Here is a 17,051-nt window from a genome sequence, read left to right on the forward strand (position 1 = left end):
CAACATCAATTTTCATCGATACAACTGTCATCAACCTCGTTTTCTGAAAGCAACCTTTTCCGCTAATTTTTCAATAATAAGCGCCGAAAAATCCTCTTTTACAATTTCTTCCGTCTGGCATAATGCTCCCGGACTAAATACATTGATTTCCATAATACGATCTCCTACCACATCCAAACCAACGAAATACATTCCGTCTTGAACTAATTTATTCCGGATCTTATCGACCATAAGCAATAACTCCGGTGAAATAATAGCTGCTTGGGTCTTTGCACCTTGATGCACATTGCTCCGAATCTCATCCCCTTGTTGCACGCGATGAACAGCAGCATATTTTCCATTGATCGAAATAGGCTCTCCATTTAGTAAAAAGAATCTTATATCACCGCGGGCAGCTTCCGGAAGATATTCCTGGCCAATTACATACCCATCTCGGGCAATAGCTTCTACCGTTTGCTTGAGGTTTTGCTGATTATCCTTATTGATTAAAAACACGTTTTTACCGCCGGACCCCTTCAAGGGTTTCAAAATAATAAGCTTATTCTGTTGTTCAAAAAATTCAATGACATCGGCATAGTTTCGGGTTACAATTGTTTTAGGTCGAATAGATTCATCAAATCCCTCGAGATACAACTTATTACTGGCCCGACTAAGGCTATCGGGATCATTGATAACCAATACACCTTTTTCTTTTAGGAGAGCGGCAAATTGTAGGGCTGAAGCGGCAGCCCAAGGTCGGCTAACCATATCGAGGACTGGATCAAATCGTAGCCAGACCACATCCATTTCTTCCAACATCATCTTCGTTTTTTCTGTTGCGCGCAATACTTCCATGAGGCTATTGGTTGAGGTAAGCATCTGATCAGGGAGTACTTTTCGCACATGGGCGGCAATATGGGCCGATTCATAGTAGAAATCGGCCAAGCCAATATAATAAATTTCATGTCCCATTTGATGGGCTTTCAATGCCAAAACAGTCGTCGTGAAACGAGCAGTTTCTTTATGGGTTTGGTTGATCACGAATGCTATCTTCATATAAAATATCTGATTATTGAATCATTTGAAATATTCCATTACTTTTTTTGAGCTGTAATAAGGCATCCTTGTATGGATCCATTAGATACCTTGGTGTCAGGAGCGGAGCCTTCAAGACGCCCTTTAACATGAGTTCTTCAACGATTGGTATATAATCTTCGCGGATTTTGCCCATCGTCAACAGGGATAGATCTCGCCCACTCTTGATATAATTAGTCAATTCGATTAAACCACTCAAGTATAATGCATCTTTGGTAAGCCCACCACTTCGATAGACCCGCATCGCCATTTGAAAAGCTGTTTCGGTCAAAAATTGGTACTTGTCTACCAATACTGAAAATGTATCAATAAATGAACTGCCCTGCTGCATATGATGGACAGCGATAACTCTGCCTGCCAGAATACGTAGTCTATTATTTGTCAGGCCCCCCACCAAATATTCAGCAAGTACAGCGAGGCCTTCCTGAAGTTTTTCATAACCGGGAACCCCTAATCTAAAGAGACTGAACGGCTGTTGCTTCCCATTATAGTAAGTAACAATATGTGTACCGACCTCATGTTGGATCAATGCCTTTACCCTATTCCTAGGCAAACTATACTGCTTACTTATATTGAGTACCCCTTGATTTACCATCACACCATAGATATCATCCCGTAGCCTCACTGTGGTACCAAAGCTTGGATCTTGATTTTTGAGATAATCCAATTCTTCCTGGGCGAGCTTAGCAAACTCTTCGGCATAGACAATATCCTCTTCTTTCGTTCTCACTTCTCGATCCGTTGTCGTAATGGTCAAAATTGCCTGAGCCTTTTCCAGCAATTTTTCATTGACAGTACCAAAAACCTGCATACTGCCCAACAAAAATCCTTCTTTTCCCCGCTCGCTCAACATGGTCATCATCTGATCAAGCTCCTTGCGTTTATCACGAAACAAATAAGCAATGGAAGGATCAAATAAATCTTCGATATGCAAGTTATAGAGGTTTCTCTTGATAATATCTGGATCAATAGGCATGGGCCTATATCGAAAAACAGGAGTTTTTCGGTAATTCCCTTTTTTAAATTGCTGCCAGGCATCGTAAGAATTTGTCGGTGTAACCAATAATAAAAAATCAAATCGTTGACTTTCCCGTGCTAATTTCTGATCAATCTCCCAAGCTAAAGGAAGCATCTTTTTAGGCTGGCTTATTTTAAATGCCGTAGGTTTAGATAAGGTGTGTATACGTATGAATTCAAAGAATGTTTTCGACAGACTCCTGGATATGGCTTCACGGAAATGACGCAGATCGATCGGTAAAATTTGCTGATCTACGCCTAAAAGGTATTTCGGTTTTATCTCTAGCCCCATGTAAAATATATTGGTGTTCAGATTATCCAACTGTACACTCGAAGGGGATAAACTTTGCGTTGCATTTGTTTTGGAATCTGTCAGTATCTCCACTTTGGAAATCGATTCTTCTGTTGTCAGTTGCTTACCTAGATACTGAGCGATAGCCTGTACATTTTTCCGCGCAATATGAATTTGGATATCTTCCTCCTGTGATGAATCTGCTGCCCAAGCTTCAATAATCAAACAAGCACCAAACTCTTCGACAAGTTGATTAAGGATTGGAGCGATCCATTCAGAAACATTCATCTGCGGATCTCTTACCCTAAAATAAGCTGGTTCTGATTTAACCAACTCTGCCAGCATAGGATCTTGACTAAAAAACTGTCTGTATAAAAACAGATAAGGAACAACTTGATTAAATACCAGTTTGTTTTTTGGCGGAATCTGTACGTGGAAAACCTCCTTATTTTTGATCATTTTTAAAATGCCAGCAAGTTGTTTCGCATTATCTTTCATAGGCAAAATAATTTTCCAGTGTTCCAATGCTGTGCAAGAGAAGTTGTTTATACTCCTGAAGCTTTTGCGGATATACTTCCCCAGTCCATTCGTCCATAAAGTCTTTCCGAAATTCGATAGAAAAAATACAGCCTTTATCACCAAACTTAGCATTCAAATACGCAGAAAGGAATCCGCCCTTAAACTTGACATTCTCACGTACGTCGTAAACTTGTCCATCTTTTCCAGTCTGTAGTGCTTCCAAAACCTGATCAGTCAGCGTTCGCCATTTTTTGTGATTATGTTGTGTCCCAATATTGATCTGCGGGTCGGCTGCATTGTTCAAACCGGTTTCAGCCCCACCGCGACGCATATTATAACTATGAATATCATACACGATAAAATAGCCATAACGATCAATCGTGCGCTGAATCGCTTGGTTTATTTCCTCATATATACCATCATAGGCTGCATACAGCCGATCTTTTAGTTCATTGTGTAGATCTGTTCGCCATACCCGCATCCCCCAAGATTGCTCGGGTGTAAGATAAATAGCATCTTCTCGTTTTCGATTAAGATCCAGTTGAAACCTGGAAGTTCCAGATACAAATCGATTACAGGGTAATTCGGCCAAAATAGCCGTATAAGGATCCTCCTCGCGTAATCGTTCCTCGTCTGAAATATTTATGTAGGGCATCAAATGCGCATCGACCTGATGGCCGTCATGAATGGCAAAAGCCCAAAATGGGCTATCGTAATTTTCAAATTGATAGCGATATGTTAAAGACATGTACCTTTTTTTAACCAGTTTACGACAAATAGACAGCATTGATTGCTGACCTTTTTGTTTAGATAAACGCTTATGAGCAACAAAAGGTTTGAAAATTAACTGGATTGTCTTGAGAATTAGGGGCTCCCTTCTTATCCGAAAAGAGGCTGTTAAAAATCGTTAAACAGCTAACGGTTTCAGTACATTGGCATCCTTCTTGAATATTATTTTGTAGTTTCATAAATTTAGGTTAATAATTTAGTTAGTTTATAAAAAACCTGTTAGTCCCCGCTAACAGGTTTTTTATTTACCCTAAAAAGAAAACAAAATAAATAGTAGTATATTTTATTGGAAATCAATAGCAAATAGTCAAAAAATGTTAAAAAGTAAAAAAAACTCCAATCAGTTGAAACATTTCTTGAACTTACTACGTTATATAGGTACTTTTCATAAATTTAGGTTAATAATTGGTTAGGAAAACTCCTGTTGCTCCCCGCTTCGGGAGTTTTTGTTTATCAGCACTTTAAGGAAAATAAAAAACAAAAAATTTCATCAAGAGGACCAATATTTGAAAACTACAGGATGAAATTTGTTTTTAGTCTACCCCCGTTTTGATCTTTCAACAAAACTTCAAAAAAAACAAATTTCAGACAGAAATTTTAATAACAAAAAAATGACAATATGTTCATGCTAAGAAAATAAGTTTTGGCATAGGTATTGCACTGTTTTAAGCATTCATAAATTTAGGTTAATAATTGGTTAGTTAAAACACTTGAAGTTCCCCGCTTCAAGTGTTTTTTTTATAGCGTTATAGCAAAAGCAAATTAGAATTTAGCCTCTTATAATTCGTTAATGGTTTCCACCAACTGTTTCAATGCAATTTCATATGCTCGCGATGATATATGTGTCTTTTTGGAGGAAACGGTCCTAATTTTCTTTAATGCTTCAAAAATCACACTGGAAACATCCGAAAAAATTGCGTCGTCACTAATTTCGATATTAGGTTGCATTAAATAAGCAAATACTCTCGCCATACCACAATTGGCAATAAAGTCAGGTATGACCGCAACATGCTGATCTGCGAACTCCATAACAGGCCCATAAAATATTTCTTGATCTGCAAATGGCACATTGGCACCTGAAGCGATCACCTCAAGCCCATGACTTATCATGTGTTGGATCTGATCTTTTGACACTAAGCGGGAGGCCGCAGCAGGCACAAAAATATCCGTTTCCAGGCTCCATATTTCTTTTTGTATCTGATCAAAGGGAATCAGATCCGGAGAACAAAGCTCATTGCCTTTGCGCTCTAAAAACAAACGGGTAATATCTTCCTCTCCAAATCCTTCCGGATTGATCAGTCCGCCGACTCGATCAATTATACCAACTATTTTTACACCAAGTTTAGACAGATAAAATGCCGCTGCGGCAGCAACATTACCCCAACCTTGAATTACCGCTCGCTTTCCAAAGCAATTTTCGCCAAAAAGTTCATAATAATGACGAATTGACTCTGACACGCCATATCCCGTGATCATATCTGCCACTTTGTACTTGCGCTTCAGATCCGGGCTGTAGGAGCTATCTTCCAATACTTTGGAAACCCCATAACGCAATTGTCCAATTTGATGAATACGATTGCTTTCATTCACCTTAAAGTGACCATTCAAAATGCCTTCTTGCGGATGCCATAGTCCATATTCTTCCGTCAACGGTATTACATCATGAATTTCATCAATATTCAAATCTCCACCTGTCCCATAATAGTTTTTCAATAGCGGTGTGACAACCTTAAACCAACGTTCTAAGACTTCATTTTTCCTTGGGTCAAGTGGGTCGAAATCAATTCCAGATTTCGCGCCTCCTATTGCAGGGCCCGATACCGTAAATTTGACCTCCATTGTTTTTGCCAAAGATTCTACCTCATGCCTATCCAATCCAGCCCGCATTCGGGTCCCCCCGCCAGCTGCACCTCCACGTAAGGAATTGATAACAATCCATCCCCTGGCATCAGTTTCACTATCTTTCCATTCGAAAACAATTTCCGGACTTTTGTGCTCAAAAGCCCGCAATAATTCCTTCATCCCTTCCATACTCCTATAAGTTCCCTCGGCGTTCCTGTTCACGTTCTATTGCTTCAAAAAGAGCCTTAAAATTTCCTGCTCCAAAACTTTGTGCCCCCTTACGTTGGATGATCTCATAAAATAAAGTTGGTCGATCCTCTACCGGTTTTGTAAAAATTTGCAGCAAATAACCTTCTTCATCACGATCAACTAGAATACCCAGTTCTTGGATGATCCGTATCTCTTCATCAATTTTTCCAACTCGTTCGGGCAACATATCGTAATATGCTTCGGGAGGAGCACCCAAAAATTCTACCCCCCTTGCTTTAAGTTCCCGCACGGTGGCCACAATATCTTTGGTTGCTAGAGCCGCATGCTGAACACCTTCACCCTCATAAAATTCAAGGTATTCTTCTATCTGCGATTTTTTCTTTCCTTCGGCAGGCTCATTAATTGGAAACTTAACAAAACCATTTCCATTGCTCATCACTTTACTCATCAAAGCCGAATATTCTGTATTAATTTGCTTATCATCAAAAGATAAAATATTGACAAACCCCATCACATCCTGATACCATTTTACGGTTTCATTCATCTTATTCCAACCAACATTACCTACACAATGATCAACATAAAGCAGTCCAGTCTCCGTTGGATTGTAATCGCTTTCCCATTTTTCATATCCCGGCATAAACGGACCAGAATAATTGCGGCGTTCAACAAACATGTGGACCGTTTCGCCATAGGTATAAATACCTGCTGTCCAAACTTCTCCATTTTCATCCTTCAGAAGTTGTGGTTCCTGATAGACTTTCGCCCCTCTATTTGTTGTTTCTTCGAATGATTTTCGCGCATCATCTACCCAAAGCGCCAATATTTTGACACCATCACCATGTTTTTTAACATGTTCTGTTATAGGATGTTCAGATTTCAACGCTGTGGTAAGCACTAAACGTATTTTATTTTGTTTTAACACGTAGGATACACGGTCTCGAACGCCTGTCTCCGGTCCGGCATACGCATCCGACTGGAAACCAAAAGCTGTTTTGTAATAATGTGCGGCCTGTTTGGCATTGCCAACATAAAATTCAATATAATCTGTGCCATTAATAGGTAGAAAATCTTGCGCTTGGGCAATCTTTTCTGCAAATGTATTTGCCATAATTTATATAAAGGTTATTCTTTTATTTTTCCTAACTCATCCAAGATTTATAATAATCTGGATCTTCTATATCGAGTGCTTCTTGGGTCAACATCAGTGGTCGAAAAGGATCGATCATCACGGCCAACTCCTCGGTTTTCACTTGCCCAATGCTTTTTTCCACCGTCCCTGGATGAGGTCCATGCGGTATACCACCTGGATGTAACGTTATCTGTCCCCTTTCCACAGATTTTCGACTCATAAAATCGCCATCCACATAATATAGGACTTCATCTGAATCTACATTACTATGGTTATATGGTGCCGGAATCGAATGCGGATGGTAATCATACATACGAGGGCAAAAACTGCATAATACAAAATTATCTGTTTCAAAGGTCTGGTGAACGGGTGGCGGTTGATGCAATTTACCTGTTATCGGCATGAAATCATGAATCGAAAATGCCCATGGAAAATGATAGCCATCCCAACCAACAAAATCAAATGGATGGCTCCCATAAACATACGGATAAATCATCCCTTGCTTCTTGATCTTCACTTCAAAGTCACCCAGCTCATCAAAAGTTTCCAAATTTTGAGGTACCCGAATGTCCCGCTCAAAAAAGGGCGCATGTTCCATCAATTGACCAAATTCATTGCGATAACGTTTGGGCGTACGTACGGGCGAGAATGATTCAACAATAAACAGTCGATTATCTTCCTGTTCAAATTCCATTTGATAAATCGTTCCTCGGGGGATTACCAAATAATCTCCATACTTAAAGGGGATACTCCCATATCCAGTCTTAAGTTTTCCCATCCCCTGATGGATGAAGACAATCTCATCTGCCTGGCTATTTTTATAAAAATAGTCATCCATCGACCGACGGGGAGCTGCTAAGGATATATGTAAATCCTGATTAACCAACACTGGTGTCCTGCTTTCGAGATAGTCATCTTTTGCCTGTACCTGAAATCCCTTTAGACTGGTATGTTTAAGATGTTTGTCGCGGGCAATCCGGGGAGACACATCATAAGGCGCTCTTATTTGTTTAACGAGTGTGGGTGGATGACAATGGTACACTAAGGAATAAAGACTGGAAAAACCATGCGTGGATACTAATTCCTCGGCATAAAACGTGTTATCGGGCTTTCTAAAATCAGTATGTCGCTGCATTGGAATTTGCCCTTGTTTAACATAAAATGGCATAATTCTACGATTTAAACGGTTATAAAATTAAATGAATATCCAAATTGCCAATAGAACTATCGGCAAGTAGTAAAAGAGAAGATTAGTATTGTGCAAAAACGATATCAGCTATGATTGCTTTATTAAAAGCAACATAGGGCATGGAGGACGCAAAGCGATGTACACCACGATTGATCATTTTTTATAGTTTATAATGCTTTAATAAAGGTAAGAATATTTTTCTATTTTCAAGAGAAGAAATATTTTTTTCAAATCTTATACAATATATTTGTGTCGAATGCTAACAACATTGAATAACCAAATAGAACACTTCATATATGAGAATTGTCACTAGCACTAAAAATGGTCAACAAGAATTGGGCATTGTTATAGACGACCGCTTTTATAGTTGCTCAGTCATCGATCAAAACCTTCCCACAACGATGTCGGACTTCCTCAAAGGTGGCGAAGAGACCATGAATCAGCTACAAATCTTTGAAACAGCTTTGCGTCAAGGAGCTATGAACAGGCCCTATCGTCTACTAGACGATATCCAACTTATCGCCCCCGTGCCACAGCCAACATCTTTTCGTGATGCTTACGCTTTTCGACAGCATGTCGCAACCTCGAGAAGAAACCGCGGATTAGATATGATCCCTGAATTTGATCAATTTCCCGTTTTCTATTTCTCCAACCATCAGTCCATACAGGGACCTGGTCCTGTTCAATGTATGCCCTTACACTTAAATCAACTGGATTTCGAACTAGAAATTGCAATAGTCATCAACAAACCAGGAATCAATATCCCCGCCGCTCAAGCGGATGAGTATATTGCTGGCTATATGATTATGAATGATTTTAGTGCCAGAAAACTTCAAATGGAGGAAATGAAATTGAGTTTGGGCCCTGCCAAGGGCAAAGATTTTGCAACAGCAATTGGACCTTACTTGGTAACAAAGGATGAATTGGAACCTTATAAGGTTCAACCTGCAGCAGGACATATGGGCGACTGTTATGAGCTCAATATGACTTGTAAAGTAAACGGCACGCAAGTCTCAGCGGGTAATTTTGCGAGTATGCACTGGACTTTTGCAGAAATTATTGAACGGGTTTCCTATGGTGTACAAATTTCCCCTGGTGATATAATCGGTTCTGGGACAGTCGGAACAGGCTGCTTTCTTGAGCTCAATGGCACGGCACGCGTAGCCGATCCTAATCATAAAGACCAATGGCTCGACCTTGGCGATGAGATTGAACTCGAAATCACGGCGCTCGGAAAACTTTCCAATTCTATTGTATTATACCATTCATAAATCTACGGATATGACCTCTTCCTTTGAAACCATCACCTTTGAATCTGTTAAAGACAAAGCTATTATAGATAATTTAATTAAGTACGCTGTTGCACCGCGGCCAATTTGCTTTGCAAGCACGATCGATAGCAATGGCAACATAAATTTAAGCCCCTTCAGCTATTTCAACCTGATGTCCCATCAGCCGCCAATCTGTGTTTTCTCTCCATTGCGACGCATGCGTGATGGTAGTACCAAACATACATTGGATAATATCCAGGAGGTCAATGAAGTTGTCATCAATATTGTGAACTACGCTATGGTCCAGCAACAATCACTTGCCAGTACCGAATATGGCAAGGAAATAAATGAATTTGATAAGTCGGGTTTTACGCCCATCCCCTCTATCCGAGTTGCACCACCTCGTGTAGCCGAATCCCCAGTCCAGCTGGAATGTCGGGTCAGAGAGGTTGTCGCATTAAGCGATGAGCCAGGAGCTGGAAATCTCGTTATCGCCGAGATCCTCTATATGCATGTCCATAAACACTTGTTGGGCAAGAACAATACCATTCAACAAAAAGATCTGGATCTGGTAGCCCGGCTCGGTGGTGATTGGTATTGTCGTGTAACCGACGAAAACTTATTTATTGTCCCGAAGCCCCTCCGTAGCCTGGGAATTGGCATAGACCAACTTCCAGAAAAAATTAGATTTTCGAATGTATTAACCGGAAATCACCTGGGGTTGCTGGCTAATGTTGAAACACAACCAACAATAAAAGACCCACAGCAAGAAGATAAATACTTCAACTATCTGAAGCTAAATTTCGAAGATAGCCCATCAAAATTCACGCAAAAAGTTCATGAATACGCTGCCCAACTATTAGATGCGGGCAAACTTCATGAAGCGTGGCAAATTTTATTAAGGGGCTAGTATAATTAAGTTCCAGAAAATAGTACGTTCAAACTCTTAGACCGTCCTATTTTCTAGAACTCAATGCTAAAGGCCAATTAGTTTTCCTATTGCTCAGCTGATATTTTAGTGATTATTTAAAGCCTCCTCTTTAGCAACACGCAGTCCATCGCGAATCAGTTTTTTCAAATTTGGATATAGGGTAATAAATTCCAAGAGCCTCTGTTCGGCCTGAGTAGATAATTGCTCTTCATCATTAGCCCAGGCAATTTCAAATAATTCAACCAAACCTAACCAATGATCTGCATTTTCCGGCCCCAATTGACTGAAAATTTCCAGCCAGATCTTTTGATTAAATCCGTTGTCCCGCAAATTCCGTATCGCAGCATGACACTTCACTAGTTTAACATCTTCCGTTTCGGTAGGTACTGAAGATAGAGCCTGATCCAAATGCTCCTCAACCAAATCATAGGCATCTTTATCTGCAGCGCCCGCAAATACAGATACAATTTCTGCTCCGACAGCCATATCGTATGTTCCCCATTCAGGTTTAAAATACACCTCTTCCCCATTGCTACGGTATACCTCACATCCGGTAAATGAAATCAAAACAATCTTACTCAAATGACGTACAACTCCTTGAACAATTCCTGATACAATAATCCCAGAAGCAAAGTTTAACGAACACTGCCGCCCTTCCGCTATACCATATTGAATCAATGTTGTTTCATCAAAATCGGCTAAGTTACGATCGGCACCTAGCAAGTGTCCCACCGGAGAGCCAAACCCTTCACTATGATAATTTATACTATGGCCTTCAAGTTGTTTACCCGCTACAGCCAAAGCTGTAGGTCCTTGTGTTTGAATATAAGAGAGATTTTTATCCGCGTTGGCCAACTTAAAAACGCCCGACACCTGCAAACCGGAACTATATTCCACAGTGCAAACAGCTTTACAGTCTATTGCCTTGTCAAGGCTCTGTTTGCCCCCTACGCGAAAAGCCATGGTATCAGCAAATTTATCCAATACGAGCTTTAGGTGTTCAAAATCCGGTGTAACAAATAGCTGTGGTTGTGGTTTGGTAATATCATAAGGATATTCGATTGCATTTAAACCATACGCCAACTTAGGCACATCTTTCTGCATGCAGCTTGCGCTTTCTCCAATGGAAGACAGTAAACCAGCTCCATAAATTTTGGGGTTATGAAGATCTCCAATAAGTCCGTATTCCACAGTCCACCAATGCAACCTGCTCAACAATGCCATCTCCGAAGGCTCGCCCATATTATCTTGAATGATCTGCAAATTTTTCTCTGCTTCCGCCAACTCAGCCGCCGTTGTTGTAGCGTGTTCTTTTAAAATAGATAGGTGACGAATAGCTTCGTAGAGTTCAAAATCTTTGCCCGAAGAAAGTGCTTTCGTGCCAACCTCCCCAAAATACTGCAAATATGTCGCATAATCTGGCTCACCGATTATAGGTGCATGTCCCGAAGATTCGTGGATAATGTCTGGTGCCGGTGTATATTCGATATGTTCCAATTGACGTATGTCTGCAGCAATAACAAGTACGCGATGTGCCTGAAATTCCATAAAAGCAGCCGGCGGAATAAATCCATCCACTGTCACTGCCCCCCAGCCAATTAATTTTAGACTATCGTTCATGTCCTGTAGGTTCGGGATGGTCGCAATGGATAATCCCGCTTTCTTCAATCCAGGAATATAGGGGTAATAGGCTACATCTTTTAAAAAAGAATAATTCTGACGCATGACATAACGCCACAATGCTTGATCCAGCGCGGTGTAACGTTCATATCGTTGGGCTACTACATAGCGTTTCAAATGTTTGGGCAACCGCTCCAAAACAATATTATTATATGTTTCCATCTATAATTGGTATGAAAATAAAGTATGAGACTCCTATATGAAGGTAGAAATTATTTATGGTTTAAGAAAGAATCTTTACGTTAATTTACGGCTTTTAGCAAAATATTACAAAAGTATACCCTCACAAACCTTACTAAATAACTTTAAAATAAGTTCTTTTTCCTAATTTAATTTTAAAACACACATTCAAGTCAACCATTAGCTCCGCATTCAGCTGTTTTATCGTATCAATCTGCACCGCACCGCCCATAATCAATCTTCGCATAGCTGACTTTGTTCCCCCCTTTAGGAAATGACATAGATCGACCAGCTTAACTTGTTCACCAAACTGGTCGCGCAATAGTTGACCCGATACCTCCTCAAAGACCTTTTCTTCCAATTTCTTGCGCTGAAATTGCCTGACAAAATAATCAACAGCACTGGTCGCAAACTCGTCGCCATGGTATTGAGCAACTAGATTCTGTGCAATAAGTTTCTTAATTTCCATTGGATTTTCCCCCATTTCAATACGGGTTTTCATGCTAAGTTTGGTTTCCTGATTGAAATCAGTAGTCAAGTCAATATATTCCGGAATTAAATGATCAGGAATAGACATGGTTTTACCAAACATTTCATTCGGTTCATCCAAAAGACCAATCGTGTTGTTTAATGATTTACTCATTTTTTCTTTTCCATCCAGCCCGCGCAATAACGGCATACACAGCACGATTTGCGGATCCTGTCCAAATGATTCTTGCAGCTGCCGGCCCATCGCGCAATTGAATAGCTGGTCCGTTCCCCCCATTTCGATATCGCTATTGACATGTACGGAGTCAAAGCCCTGCAATATCGGGTACAGCAATTCATGCATGGCTATTGATTGGTTTTCGTTAAAACGCTTATTAAAATCATGTCGTTGCATCAACTGTGCAACAGTGACTTTCGATACCAGCTGGATAACAGCTGCAAAATTTAATTGATCCAACCAGTCTCCATTAAAAACAATTTTCGCTTTTGAAACATCAATAATTTTAGACAGTTGCGCAATGTAGGTTGCCGCATTGTGAGCGATCGCATCCTGGCGCAAAGGCTTACGGGCTTTATTTTTTCCTGTAGGATCGCCGATACGGGCTGTAAAACTACCAACGAGGATCACGATTTCGTGCCCCAGTTCCTGAAACTGCCGTAGTTTCTTTAACACAACAGCGTGCCCTAAATGAAGATCCGGAGCTGTTGGATCAAAACCAAGTTTTATAATCAGTGGTCGGTTCTTTTCTTCAGCCTCCTTCAACTTCGATGCAAGTCCCTCCTTCGGTAAAATAATCTCGATATTTTCTGCTAACTCTTTTAACATGGTGTGATATAAAATAAAAAAAGCCCGAACGTTATGTTCGGGCTTAGCTATAAATAATAATTGAATTTCTTAATTTAATAGGCATAGGGGTCCCGAACGATTATCGGGAGATAATAATTAAAGAAAAATGGAAGACGTAATATGTTGTTCATTTTCTTCATTGTTTGACAAAGGTAGCGCTATATTTTTTAAATTCAAAAATATTCGCATCCACACTTGCTTGGATATGCATTTTTAAATTATCCACCCGTATTTTTATCCATCAATTTTCCCGCTCCATTATAAACATACTTTTCTGTATTCCCTTTATCCTTTTTCTCCACGACCTTTTGCACTAACAATGAATTCTTAAAATACTCATGGTAAAAGCAGTTATTAACGCTATATTTCCGCTCAACAAGATTATTATTCTGATATAGATCCGTGTATTCAATTTTAGCTTTCCGATAGGTATGTTTTAGTAATTGACCATTGGCATCAAATGACTTTGATTCCTGTACCTGACCACCACAATTCAATTTGGCACTGTACATCAACGTATTGTCTAATCGATAGTCGGCTCTGGTATGGTCAAAATCATTTTCAACCGTGTAATAATTATCAAAAAAGACTTTTGTCACTTTTTTACCCCTATTGGCAGCTCGGTAGAATACCGTCTTTTCCTGACTGATTTTCCCATTCTTAAAATTACGCTGCACACTTGAACTATCCGTTATCATATATTGAAAGTCTGGCAAGGCAGCAGATCTCACATTCATTTGCTGCAATACACCATGTCTTACGATAACATCACCGGTACGCCCATCTTTTTCAATTTTAAAATCACGATCGACGATGCCATCCTGATTAATCGTAATAAATGCATTGGAAAGTCCCATAAATTGATTCTTCTGCAGAATATATTTACCCTGTTTCAATTTCGTCTCCTTACCTTTTTCTAGTATCCGGATGGTATCCTTTGGATATTCCGACAAATGCAATTGATAACGATCTTTGTCCAAGCGAACATACTCTTGCGCAACTCCCAACTGAACAGCTAAACACAAGCATAATAATAGGATAAAACGTGATTTCGACATAATGTAATAAAATTGTTGCAATCATAGTAATACAATTATTACACCAAAAATTAAAGTACAGTTGATTTTCCAAACAATTCCCCAATACGATAGATGCTGTAGTACCCTCATATTGCAGAACAGACAAGCTTAATCGTGAAATGAAAAAAGGGGAGTTATTTATCAATAACTCCCTTTTTTCAAAGCCAATTGGTACTGGTACCCATCGTATGAATAACATTCGAGAACTAAACAGACTCTAAATATTGTGCATAACAATACCCTTCTTCATTATCTTTGGTTCTGACCAACCACCATTGATCATTAGCCTTACTAATCAATGTGATGATTTCTCCTTTAGCAGCTTTTCCCACGATAGGCTGGTCTGTACCGGGACCTTTTCGAATGTTCAAATTGCTATTTTCTGTTATAACTTTCACCTGGCTTCCGGGCACTTCTGTAGCCACATCTACATTTAAGACCACATCTCCGGTTTGGAAATTAGGATCTATATTACCGTAGATTTCCCAGAGCTTATTTTTCACATCTGCTGTTGGTGCGGTACCACGAATTTGTAATACGCCATCCATTTCGGCATAGTTCAAGTCATTTACACCTGAAGACTGTGCCGTATCTAAAAGAACCTTATATTTTTCCTGCAATGACATAATTTCACTAGTTTATTTTTTGACAACAATACCGCTTAAATCTACTTTTTTGGGATTTAAGTTATCCAAACCTTGTTTTAAAGTAATTATCTTAGCTTGCTCCAAAGTACCTGTAACTGCGATCACACCGTCCTTTACACTGGCCTGTACTGTAGGAAAATCCTTCATAAGCGTATTCACTGCTGCGCCAAGTACCGCATCATTATTGGATACCTCAATAGGAGCTGGCGTTGAAGACACTGGTGCGCTAACGATAATATTGTTTTGAATAGACTTGACGTCTTTATCACCTGCTGTTTTAGCAATCGATTCCACTTGTTGCTTTTCTTCTTCGGAAGCAACTGTACCACTTAAGATAACTTTCCCTTTTTCAACTTCAACGTCGACTGTTTTACGCCCCGTGAGTGCATTTTCGATCTTTTCTTCCAACTTATCATCAGACAAACCTGATTTGCATGCCGTGAAGGAAAGTACAACCGTAGTTGCCAATAGACAAAATGTTAATTTGCTCAATTTCATAAGACCAATTTTAATTTATTAATTCCAACAATAATCCTAACAAACTCCCTACACAATTGTTTGTTCATTTTTTTTTAAACTTAAATTCCCTTGCCTGATCGTAATTATATAATTAAATTTAGGAGCAGAGGTATTCATGATGGTTTCATTCGGATCATTTTCTCCGCTACGGTTATAAAAAACGCTTTGAGTAACAGATACGCACGTTGATTATTCAATCAAACAGCTATTAATTATGGGATTTTTGAACACTATTTTTGGTAAAAAAGAAAATAAAAAGGACAGTATAACGGAGTTTTGGGATTGGTTTAAAAAAAACGAACAGGCATTTTTTCAAATCGTCAAGGCTGGAGAACAAATTGATCAGCATTTTTTCAGCAAACTTTCGCCGAAGATCGATGCTCTTCGCAAGGAGCTATATTTCCTAACGGGAATGTACGATGATAACACCGCAGAACTTGTAATCACCCCTGACGGTGTCATCAAAAACATTGCGTTCGTAGAACATCTGATCGCTTCTGCTCCAGCATTAGCGCATTGGAAATTTACCGCATTAAAACCCGCTATTGCGGATATGGAAAAATTCAAAATCACGATGTATGGCTTCACTTTTGACATCAAGGATATGTTTTTTTACCCCATTCAACATAAATACCATCCGGATGAAGTTGATATTGTTATTGTTCACCCCGATTATACGGAAGAGCATAAAGCCAATATTTCCCATGGTATAGAAATATTTCTCGACAATTACATTGGTGAATTGAACTCGATCATAGCCATAGACAACCTAAATGTAACCTCAAAAGAGCTTGCAGCAGAAGAGCTGATTCCACTACTTAAATTAAAAGACTATTTGATCTGGCGGGAAAAGGAATTTGTGGAAAAATATACCGACGTTAGACACCTAACTGCAGATGATACATACACCGCTTTTGAGGGCACCCTGGAGAATGACTTACCCATCTTTGCCATCATAAATACGACCTTGTTGGACTGGGATGGAAAAGCTTCTCATCCCTGGATAGTTACATTAAAGATTAGTTATGACGGAACAACAACCAATGGTATGCCCGATCAGGAGACCTACGATTTAATGGATAAATATGAAGAAGAATTAATGAATAGTCTTCCAAATGATATTGGATTTCTTAATATCGGTAGAGAAACTGCCGATAGCCTAAGGGAAATTTACCTGGCTTGTACAGAATTCCGAAAAGCCTCACAAGTGATCGATCGATTAATTGAACAATACAGGGAAATTCTTCAAATTGATTATAGCATCTACAAAGATAAATACTGGAAAACCTTCGAACGATTTTATAAACAAATAGAATAGGTCTCCCGTACAACTGCCATAAGTTC

14 protein-coding genes are annotated in these 17,051 nt (G+C 39.5%); 3 read left to right on the plus strand and 11 right to left on the minus strand.

What is annotated here, in order from left to right:
* Positions 1 to 30: 30 nt before the first annotated feature.
* The 6 genes from B3297_RS16535 to B3297_RS16560 form a co-directional block, all read right to left on the minus strand.
* Positions 31 to 1,035: a glutathione synthetase gene (locus B3297_RS16535; RefSeq protein ID WP_075991800.1), complete on the minus strand. Its 1,005-nt coding sequence runs from the start codon at positions 1,033 to 1,035 to the stop codon at positions 31 to 33.
* A gap of 13 nt (positions 1,036 to 1,048) precedes the next feature.
* Positions 1,049 to 2,881, minus strand: a complete 1,833-nt coding sequence (locus tag B3297_RS16540) for a flavohemoglobin expression-modulating QEGLA motif protein (protein ID WP_070569297.1) — start codon at positions 2,879 to 2,881, stop codon at positions 1,049 to 1,051.
* Positions 2,871 to 3,650 carry an N-formylglutamate amidohydrolase gene (locus B3297_RS16545; RefSeq protein ID WP_286779162.1) on the minus strand — a complete coding sequence of 260 codons (780 nt, stop codon included), beginning with the start codon at positions 3,648 to 3,650 and terminating at the stop codon, positions 2,871 to 2,873. The genes B3297_RS16540 and B3297_RS16545 overlap by 11 nt, the downstream gene beginning before the upstream one ends.
* Before the next feature lie 818 nt (positions 3,651 to 4,468).
* A complete protein-coding gene (locus B3297_RS16550) occupies positions 4,469 to 5,755 on the minus strand; it encodes a Glu/Leu/Phe/Val dehydrogenase dimerization domain-containing protein (RefSeq protein ID WP_236560153.1) in 1,287 nt (428 codons plus the stop codon).
* On the minus strand, positions 5,727 to 6,854 hold the full coding sequence (hppD, locus tag B3297_RS16555; RefSeq protein ID WP_115047871.1) for a 4-hydroxyphenylpyruvate dioxygenase: 1,128 nt from the start codon (positions 6,852 to 6,854) through the stop codon (positions 5,727 to 5,729). The genes B3297_RS16550 and hppD overlap by 29 nt, the downstream gene beginning before the upstream one ends.
* Positions 6,855 to 6,885: 31 nt before the next feature.
* The gene (locus tag B3297_RS16560; protein WP_115047869.1) at positions 6,886 to 8,043 is read right to left on the minus strand and encodes a homogentisate 1,2-dioxygenase; all 1,158 of its coding nucleotides are present in this window, start codon (positions 8,041 to 8,043) and stop codon (positions 6,886 to 6,888) included.
* Positions 8,044 to 8,360: 317 nt separating this feature from the next.
* On the opposite strand from B3297_RS16560, the gene B3297_RS16565 reads away from it, so the two are divergent.
* Both B3297_RS16565 and B3297_RS16570 read left to right on the plus strand, forming a co-directional pair.
* The gene (locus tag B3297_RS16565; RefSeq protein WP_115047867.1) at positions 8,361 to 9,335 is read left to right on the plus strand and encodes a fumarylacetoacetate hydrolase family protein; all 975 of its coding nucleotides are present in this window, start codon (positions 8,361 to 8,363) and stop codon (positions 9,333 to 9,335) included.
* A 10-nt stretch (positions 9,336 to 9,345) separates the two neighbouring features.
* Complete coding sequence (locus B3297_RS16570) at positions 9,346 to 10,245, plus strand: flavin reductase family protein (protein WP_115047865.1); 900 nt, start codon at positions 9,346 to 9,348, stop codon at positions 10,243 to 10,245.
* A 105-nt stretch (positions 10,246 to 10,350) separates the two neighbouring features.
* On the opposite strand, the gene B3297_RS16575 is transcribed toward B3297_RS16570, so the two are convergent.
* The 5 genes from B3297_RS16575 to B3297_RS16595 form a co-directional block, all read right to left on the minus strand.
* On the minus strand, positions 10,351 to 12,108 hold the full coding sequence (locus B3297_RS16575; RefSeq protein WP_115047863.1) for an aromatic amino acid hydroxylase: 1,758 nt from the start codon (positions 12,106 to 12,108) through the stop codon (positions 10,351 to 10,353).
* Between the two features lie 133 nt (positions 12,109 to 12,241).
* A complete protein-coding gene (gene tyrS, locus B3297_RS16580) occupies positions 12,242 to 13,441 on the minus strand; it encodes a tyrosine--tRNA ligase (RefSeq protein ID WP_070569280.1) in 1,200 nt (399 codons plus the stop codon).
* A 239-nt stretch (positions 13,442 to 13,680) separates the two neighbouring features.
* Positions 13,681 to 14,520: a hypothetical protein gene (locus tag B3297_RS16585; protein ID WP_115047861.1), complete on the minus strand. Its 840-nt coding sequence runs from the start codon at positions 14,518 to 14,520 to the stop codon at positions 13,681 to 13,683.
* Positions 14,521 to 14,747: 227 nt separating this feature from the next.
* Entirely contained in the window at positions 14,748 to 15,167 is a 420-nt protein-coding gene (locus B3297_RS16590; protein WP_046675658.1) for an SH3 domain-containing protein, read from the minus strand.
* Positions 15,168 to 15,179: 12 nt separating this feature from the next.
* Positions 15,180 to 15,686, minus strand: a complete 507-nt coding sequence (locus B3297_RS16595) for a BON domain-containing protein (protein WP_115047859.1) — start codon at positions 15,684 to 15,686, stop codon at positions 15,180 to 15,182.
* Between the two features lie 235 nt (positions 15,687 to 15,921).
* Here B3297_RS16595 and B3297_RS16600 point away from each other — a divergent pair, with 235 nt between their 5' ends.
* The gene (locus tag B3297_RS16600) at positions 15,922 to 17,025 is read left to right on the plus strand and encodes a DUF695 domain-containing protein (RefSeq protein WP_115047858.1); all 1,104 of its coding nucleotides are present in this window, start codon (positions 15,922 to 15,924) and stop codon (positions 17,023 to 17,025) included.
* Positions 17,026 to 17,051: the final 26 nt, after the last annotated feature.

The organism is Sphingobacterium sp. UBA3519 (assembly GCF_002377215.1).
Lineage (GTDB): Bacteria > Bacteroidota > Bacteroidia > Sphingobacteriales > Sphingobacteriaceae > Sphingobacterium > Sphingobacterium multivorum.